Origin of the sequence: Klebsiella sp. Ech2A (assembly GCF_030078455.1) — a bacterium.
GTDB lineage: Bacteria > Pseudomonadota > Gammaproteobacteria > Enterobacterales > Enterobacteriaceae > Klebsiella > Klebsiella terrigena.
This window is the reverse complement of record NZ_JAQGFU010000190.1, coordinates 1-8,168: the sequence shown is the minus strand read 5'-3', so window position 1 is coordinate 8,168 and position 8,168 is coordinate 1. Positions and strand designations below refer to the sequence as shown.

The window sequence follows — 8,168 nt, the reverse complement described above, 5'->3', positions numbered from 1 at the left end:
CCGGTGTTTTTTCCCGCCACCCGCCGCTCGAGTACGGAATAGCTCTCCGCCAGCTCTTCCGACATGTTGTTCAGCGCCATCCCGAGGGTGGCCATTTCATCGCGCCCGCTGATGTGCACGCGCTGGGTAAAGTCGCGATGGCTTATCGCACGGGCCATCTCCAGCAGCTGCTTCCACGGGCGCAGCAGTCGAGCCCGCAGCCAGACGATGGTGAACAGAAACAGCAGCGCCATGCCGCAGGCGAGGATCCGCTGGATCCAGACAACGTGCCTGATGCGCTCTTCGGTCGTATGGTCAAAGGCGGTGACCAGATGGTCTATGCGGTCGACAAAGCTGGCGACGTCGGTGGCGACGGTCGCCTGATTCTGCGCGTGCCGCATCCCCGGCGCCAGCTCCTGCTGCCAGTAGTGCTGCAGCGCTTTCAGCTGGTTTTGCTGGCCGTCCCGCAGGGCGGCGTTCTGCAGCTCTTCGCTAAATACGGTGGCGGTCATCTCGTCGATAAGCCTGCTGTCGCTCTCGTTGAGCGGCACCGCGGCCAGCAGGCGATAGCTCTGCATTCTCAGCGAGCCCGCTTTATTAATCGCGTGCGCGCTGCCCTGGACGCCGTGCACCAGCCGCGCGGAGATGCCGATCCCGGTGACGCCAATGGCCGTCGAAAGCAGGACAATCAGCGCCAGTTGATTCACCAGCGTGAGCGGGGTAAAAAGACGTTTTAACATAGAATGCGTGGCTCCTGACCGGCAAACCATCCGGGAGTGGGACCTATTCTCGGATATCCGATGGAGTATACCCATACCCATAAAGGATTACCCCTTAATTGTCGGTGGTAGGTAGTCCGCCAGGAGGGGATCGGTGAAAGCGGGCAGCCTCGTGAAAAACCACACTTTTTTAAGCGAAAATAGCTACTCCCTTCGAGTGATGATTTTTTTTTAAGCAAATTGGTGACAACTTTTCCTTTGATTTATATCAACTTACTGCCGCCTGTAATCCCTAATGTATCTGCGGGATATATGAATAATCAGAGGTATATATGAGTCAATCTTCCCTCCCGGAGAAGACTACCACTTCGGTCATCACCGACTGGCGTCCGGAAGATCCTGAGTTTTGGCAGCAGCGCGGTCACCGCGTCGCCAGCCGCAACCTGTGGATCTCCGTGCCGTGTCTTTTGCTGGCGTTTTGCGTTTGGATGCTGTTCAGTGCCGTGGCCGTTAACCTGAATAAGGTTGGCTTTCAGTTTACTACCGATCAGTTATTTATGCTGACCGCGCTGCCGGCGCTGTCTGGCGCGCTGCTGCGCGTGCCTTACGCGTTCATGGTACCGCTGTTCGGTGGCCGCCGTTGGACGGCATTCAGTACCGGGATCATGATCGTGCCTTGCGTCTGGCTGGGCTTCGCGGTGCAGGATACCTCTACGCCGTTCAGCGTCTTCGTTATCATCTCCCTGCTGTGCGGTTTTGCCGGGGCAAACTTTGCTTCCAGCATGGCGAACATCAGCTTCTTCTTCCCGAAACAGAAGCAGGGCGGTGCGCTGGGTATTAACGGCGGTCTTGGCAACATGGGCGTCAGCGTCATGCAGCTGGTTGCGCCGCTGGTGGTTTCTCTGTCTATTTTCGCCGTCTTCGGCGGGACCGGCACCGAGCAGCCGGATGGCTCAATTCTGTATCTCGAAAACGCGGCCTGGATTTGGGTTCCGTTCCTTGTCGTCCTGACTCTGGCGGCATGGTTCTTTATGAACGACCTGTCGGCATCGAAAGCTTCACTTAGGGAGCAGCTGCCGGTGCTCAAGCGTGCGCATCTGTGGATCATGGCGCTGCTGTATCTGGCAACCTTCGGCTCGTTTATCGGCTTCTCCGCCGGTTTTGCGATGCTGTCCAAAACGCAGTTCCCGGACGTGCAGATCCTGCACTATGCCTTCTTCGGGCCGTTTATTGGCGCCCTGGCGCGCTCTACCGGCGGGGCTATCTCCGACCGTCTGGGCGGGACCCGCGTGACGCTGGTTAACTTCGTGGTGATGGCCATCTTCTGCGGCCTGCTATTCCTGACGCTGCCAACGCACGGTGAAGGCGGTAGCTTTATCGCGTTCTTCGGCGTGTTCATGGTGCTGTTCCTGACCGCCGGGCTGGGTAGCGCGTCTACCTTCCAGATGATTTCGGTTATTTTCCGTAAAATGACCACCGATCGGGTGAAGGCGCAGGGCGGTAGCGAAGAGCAGGCGATGCGTGAAGCGGCGACCGATACGGCGGCGGCGCTGGGCTTTATCTCAGCGATCGGCGCGATTGGCGGCTTCTTCATTCCGAAGGCGTTCGGTATCTCTCTGGATCTGACCGGCTCTCCGGCGGGGGCGATGAAGGTCTTCCTCGTGTTCTATATCGCCTGCGTAGTCATTACCTGGCTGGTGTACGGACGTAAGCAGAAGTCCTAAGCGACGAAGTTTACCGGCATAAGGCGCAACCTGATTTGCGCCTTTTTTTATCCCTCAAATCGTTACAGGATGCTGTCGCGCGGCGCCGTCCCGGCCGGGCGCATAAATTCAGCAAAATAATCCCCGGCCCTGCGCTCTACCCCTTAATACCTATATAGATATTGTTCGTGCTTCAAATGGCGTACTTTTCTATGAAAACCGTTAAAAAACAGATAGATAAAAAATAGAAAAAGATACCACTAAGGTGGTAACTCTCTGTTTTGCCGATGTTTATAAGGCATTTCGTATTGATCGTTATCAATTCTCTCCCTCTTTCATAGCGTTACCTTCGCTGCAAATCCAGCAATGTCGATTTATCAGAGAGCCGTCAGGCTCCAAACAGGAGAAACCCATGAGTAAATTCCTGGACCGGTTTCGCTACTTCAAACAGAAGGGCGAGACCTTTGCCGATGGGCACGGCCAGCTTCTACACACCAACCGGGACTGGGAGGATGGATACCGCCAGCGTTGGCAGCATGACAAAATCGTGCGTTCCACTCACGGTGTTAACTGCACCGGCTCATGCAGCTGGAAAATTTATGTCAAAAATGGCCTCGTCACCTGGGAAACCCAGCAGACGGACTATCCGCGTACCCGCCCGGATCTGCCCAATCATGAACCGCGCGGCTGCCCGCGCGGCGCCAGCTACTCCTGGTACCTCTACAGCGCCAACCGCCTGAAATATCCGCTGATGCGTAAGCGCCTGATGAAAATGTGGCGTGAGGCGAAGGTTCAGCACAGCGACCCTGTTGCGGCATGGGCTTCGATTATTGAAGATGCCGATAAAGCGAAAAGCTTTAAGCAGGCCCGCGGTCGCGGCGGCTTCGTACGCTCCTCCTGGCAGGAAGTGAACGAGCTGATTGCCGCGTCCAACGTTTATACCGTCAAAACCTACGGCCCTGACCGCGTGGCGGGCTTCTCGCCGATCCCGGCGATGTCGATGGTTTCCTACGCTTCCGGCGCGCGCTACCTGTCGCTGATTGGCGGTACCTGCCTGAGCTTCTACGACTGGTACTGTGACCTTCCGCCGGCTTCTCCGCAGACCTGGGGCGAGCAGACCGACGTACCCGAATCCGCCGACTGGTATAACTCGAACTACATTATCGCCTGGGGTTCAAACGTTCCGCAGACCCGTACCCCGGATGCGCACTTCTTTACCGAAGTCCGCTACAAAGGCACCAAAACCGTTGCTATCACCCCTGACTACGCCGAAATCGCCAAGCTGTGCGACCTGTGGCTGGCACCGAAGCAGGGTACCGATGCGGCGCTGGCGCTGGCGATGGGCCACGTTATGCTGCGCGAGTTCCATCTCGACAAACCGAGCCAGTACTTTACCGATTACGTCCGCCGCTACACCGACATGCCGCTGCTGGTGATGCTCGAAGAGCGCGACGGCTACTACGCGGCGGGCCGTATGCTGCGCGCCGCCGACCTCGTCGATTCGCTGGGCCAGGAAAACAACCCGGAATGGAAAACCGTGGCGATCAACGCCGACGGCAACATGGTTGCGCCGAACGGCTCAATCGGCTTCCGCTGGGGTGAAAAAGGCAAATGGAACCTCGAGCAGCGCGACGGCACGTCCGGTGACGAAACCGAACTGCAGCTGAGCCTGCTGGGCAGCCAGGATGAGATCGCCCAGGTGGGCTTCCCGTACTTTGGCGGCGAAGGCACCGAGCACTTCACCAGCGTTGAGCTGGAGAACATCCTGCTGCATAAGCTGCCGGTAAAACGCCTGCAGCTGGCGGATGGGAGCACCGCTCTGGTGACCACCGTTTATGACCTGACCATGGCCAACTACGGCCTGGAGCGCGGTCTGGACGATGACAACTGCGCCAAAAGCTACGATGAGGTTAAGGCGTACACTCCGGCGTGGGCTGAAAAAATCACCGGCGTTGCTCGGGCCAACATCATTCGTACCGCCCGTGAGTTCGCCGATAACGCCGATAAGACGCACGGCCGCTCGATGATTATCGTCGGGGCCGGTCTGAACCACTGGTATCACCTCGATATGAACTATCGCGGTCTGATTAACATGCTGGTGTTCTGCGGCTGTGTCGGCCAGAGCGGCGGCGGCTGGGCGCACTATGTGGGCCAGGAAAAGCTGCGTCCGCAGACCGGCTGGCAGCCGCTGGCGTTTGCCCTCGACTGGCAGCGTCCGGCGCGCCATATGAACAGCACCTCCTATTTCTATAACCACTCCAGCCAGTGGCGCTACGAGTCGGTCACCGCGCAGGAGCTGCTCTCTCCGCTGGCGGATAAATCGCGCTACACCGGCCATCTGCTGGACTTCAACGTTCGCGCCGAACGTATGGGCTGGCTGCCGTCCGCGCCGCAGCTTGGGACTAACCCGCTGCGCATCGCGGAAGAGGCGAAGAAAGCCGGTATGACGCCGGTTGACTACACCGTGAAGGCGCTGAAAGAAGGCACTATCCGCTTTGCAGCGGAGCAGCCGGAAAACGGTAAAAACCACCCGCGCAACCTGTTCATCTGGCGTTCTAACCTGCTGGGCTCTTCCGGTAAAGGTCATGAATATATGCTGAAGTACCTGCTGGGTACCGAGCACGGCATTCAGGGGATGGATCTCGGCAAGCAGGGCGGCGTGAAGCCGGAAGAAGTGGAGTGGCAGGATAACGGCCTCGACGGCAAGCTGGACCTGGTGGTGACGCTGGACTTCCGCCTGTCGAGCACCTGTCTGTATTCCGATATCGTGCTGCCGACCGCAACCTGGTACGAAAAAGACGACATGAATACTTCGGATATGCATCCGTTTATTCACCCGCTGTCTGCCGCCGTCGACCCGGCCTGGGAATCGAAAAGCGACTGGGAAATCTACAAGGGCATCGCGAAGAAATTCTCCGAAGTCTGCGTGGGCCACCTCGGAAAAGAGACCGACGTGGTGACGCTGCCCATCCAGCACGACTCGGCCGCCGAACTGGCGCAGCCGCTCGACGTGAAGGACTGGAAAAAAGGCGAATGCGACCTGATCCCTGGGAAAACTGCGCCGCACATTATTCCGGTTGAACGCGACTACCCGGCAACCTATGAGCGCTTTACCTCCATCGGGCCATTGATGGACAAAATCGGTAACGGCGGTAAAGGCATTGCCTGGAACACCCAGAGCGAAATGGATCTGCTGCGTAAGCTCAACTACACCAAGGCGGAAGGCCCGGCGAAAGGCCAGCCGATGCTGGATACGGCGATTGACGCGGCTGAGATGATCCTCACCCTGGCCCCGGAAACCAACGGTCAGGTGGCGGTGAAAGCCTGGGCGGCGCTGAGCGAGTTTACCGGCCGTGACCACACGCATCTGGCGCTGAATAAAGAAGATGAGAAAATTCGCTTCCGCGATATTCAGGCCCAGCCGCGCAAGATTATCTCCAGCCCGACCTGGTCAGGACTGGAAGATGAGCACGTCTCCTATAACGCCGGCTACACCAACGTTCATGAGCTGATCCCGTGGCGTACGCTCTCTGGCCGTCAGTCCCTCTATCAGGACCACCCGTGGATGCGTGACTTCGGTGAAAGCCTGCTGGTGTACCGTCCGCCGATCGATACCCGCTCGGTGAAAGCGGTGATGGGTAAGAAATCAAACGGTAACCCTGAGAAAGCGCTGAACTTCCTGACGCCGCACCAGAAGTGGGGTATTCACTCGACCTATAGCGACAACCTGCTGATGCTGACCCTCGGTCGCGGTGGTCCCATCGTGTGGATGAGCGAAGCGGATGCCAAAGAGATGGGCATTGAAGATAACGACTGGATTGAAGTCTTCAACAATAACGGCGCCCTGACCGCGCGCGCGGTAGTGAGCCAGCGCGTGCCGGCCGGAATGACCATGATGTACCATGCGCAGGAACGTATTGTGAACCTGCCGGGTTCTGAAATTACCGGCCAGCGCGGCGGGATCCATAACTCGGTGACCCGCATTACGCCGAAACCGACGCATATGATCGGCGGCTATGCGCACCTGGCATACGGCTTTAACTACTACGGCACCGTCGGATCGAACCGCGATGAGTTTGTGGTGGTACGTAAGATGAAGAACATTAACTGGCTGGATGGCGAAGGCAATGACCAGGTACAGGAGAGCGTAAAATGAAAATTCGTTCACAAGTCGGCATGGTGCTGAATCTCGATAAATGCATCGGCTGTCATACCTGCTCAGTCACCTGTAAAAACGTCTGGACCAGCCGTGAAGGGACCGAGTACGCATGGTTCAACAACGTTGAAACCAAGCCGGGCCTCGGTTTCCCGACCGACTGGGAAAACCAGGAAAAATGGAAGGGCGGTTGGGTTCGTAAGATCAACGGCAAGCTGCAGCCGCGTATGGGTAACCGCGCGATGCTGCTGGGTAAAATCTTCGCTAACCCGCATCTGCCGGGTATCGACGACTACTACGAGCCGTTTGATTTTGACTACCAGACGCTGCATAACGCGCCGGCCGATAGCAAAGCGCAGCCGATCGCGCGTCCGCGCTCGCTGATCACCGGCCAGCGCATGAATAAGATCGTCAAGGGTCCGAACTGGGAAGACGATCTGGGCGGTGAGTTCGAGAAGCTATCGAAAGATAAGAACTTCGAGAACATGCAGAAGGCGATGTACGGCCAGTTCGAAAACACCTTCATGATGTATCTGCCGCGCCTGTGTGAGCACTGTCTCAACCCGGCGTGCGTGGCGACCTGTCCGAGCGGCGCTATCTACAAGCGTGAGGAAGACGGCATCGTACTGATCGACCAGGACAAGTGCCGCGGCTGGCGTATGTGTATCACCGGCTGCCCGTACAAGAAGATCTACTTCAACTGGAAGAGCGGTAAGTCTGAGAAATGCATCTTCTGCTACCCGCGCATTGAAGCGGGTCAGCCGACCGTATGTTCAGAAACCTGCGTCGGCCGTATCCGCTACCTTGGCGTGCTGCTGTATGACGCGGACGCGATTGAAACCGCGGCGAGCACCGAAAACGAGAAAGATCTCTATCAGCGTCAGCTGGACGTGTTCCTCGATCCGCATGACCCGAAAGTCATCGAGCAGGCGCTGAAGGACGGCGTACCGCAGGGGGTTATCGACGCCGCCCAGAAGTCGCCGGTCTACAAGATGGCGATGGACTGGAAGCTGGCGCTGCCGCTGCATCCAGAATACCGCACGCTGCCGATGGTCTGGTACGTGCCGCCGCTGTCACCGATTCAGTCCGCGGCGGACGCCGGCGAGCTGGGAAGCAACGGTATTCTGCCGGATGTGGAAAGCCTGCGTATTCCGGTTCAGTACCTGGCAAACCTGCTGACCGCAGGCGATACCCAGCCGGTGCTGCTGGCGCTGAAGCGCATGCTGGCGATGCGTCACTTTAAACGCGCAGAAAGCGTTGATGGCGTAGTGGATACCCGCGCGCTGGAAGAAGTGGGTCTGAGCGAGGCCCAGGCGCAGGAGATGTATCGCTACCTGGCGATTGCCAACTACGAAGATCGTTTCGTGGTACCCAGCAGCCACCGCGAGCAGGCGCGCGACGCCTTCCCGGAAAAAAGCGGCTGCGGCTTCACCTTCGGCGACGGCTGCCACGGTTCGGACAGCCAGTTCAATCTGTTCAACAGCCGTCGCATCGATACTATCGACGTGACCAGCAAAACGGAGCCGCACTCATGATTGAGCTCGTGATCGTGTCGCGCCTGCTTGAGTATCCTGACGCTGCCCCGTGGCAGCATCAGCAGGCGATGCTGGC

General features: G+C 58.0%; 4 protein-coding genes and 1 pseudogene. 4 read left to right on the top strand and 1 reads right to left on the bottom strand.

What is annotated here, in order from left to right:
- Positions 1–719 (bottom strand): HAMP domain-containing protein (locus tag PFH44_RS22480; protein ID WP_283826201.1); only part of this gene is annotated, 719 nt, incomplete at its 3' end.
- Positions 720–1,030: 311 nt separating this feature from the next.
- On the opposite strand from PFH44_RS22480, the gene PFH44_RS22475 reads away from it, so the two are divergent.
- The 4 genes and pseudogenes from PFH44_RS22475 to PFH44_RS22460 all read left to right on the top strand — a co-directional run.
- The gene (locus PFH44_RS22475; RefSeq protein ID WP_283826200.1) at positions 1,031–2,422 is read left to right on the top strand and encodes a NarK family nitrate/nitrite MFS transporter; all 1,392 of its coding nucleotides are present in this window, start codon (positions 1,031–1,033) and stop codon (positions 2,420–2,422) included.
- Positions 2,423–2,813: 391 nt separating this feature from the next.
- Positions 2,814–6,557: a nitrate reductase subunit alpha gene (locus tag PFH44_RS22470; protein WP_283826199.1), complete on the top strand. Its 3,744-nt coding sequence runs from the start codon at positions 2,814–2,816 to the stop codon at positions 6,555–6,557.
- Positions 6,554–8,092 carry a nitrate reductase subunit beta gene (gene narH, locus PFH44_RS22465; RefSeq protein ID WP_045858944.1) on the top strand — a complete coding sequence of 513 codons (1,539 nt, stop codon included), beginning with the start codon at positions 6,554–6,556 and terminating at the stop codon, positions 8,090–8,092. Before PFH44_RS22470 ends, narH begins: the two co-directional genes overlap by 4 nt.
- Positions 8,089–8,168: pseudogene (locus tag PFH44_RS22460) on the top strand (nitrate reductase molybdenum cofactor assembly chaperone); the annotation flags it as partial. The gene narH and the pseudogene PFH44_RS22460, both read left to right, overlap by 4 nt.

Excerpts from the sequence above, each read along its gene's own strand:
- PFH44_RS22475 (WP_283826200.1), top strand. The coding sequence starts at position 1,031 with ATGAGTCAATCTTCCCTCCCGGAGAAGACTACCACTTCGGTCATCACC.
- PFH44_RS22470 (WP_283826199.1), top strand. The coding sequence starts at position 2,814 with ATGAGTAAATTCCTGGACCGGTTTCGCTACTTCAAACAGAAGGGCGAG.
- narH (WP_045858944.1), top strand. The coding sequence starts at position 6,554 with ATGAAAATTCGTTCACAAGTCGGCATGGTGCTGAATCTCGATAAATGC.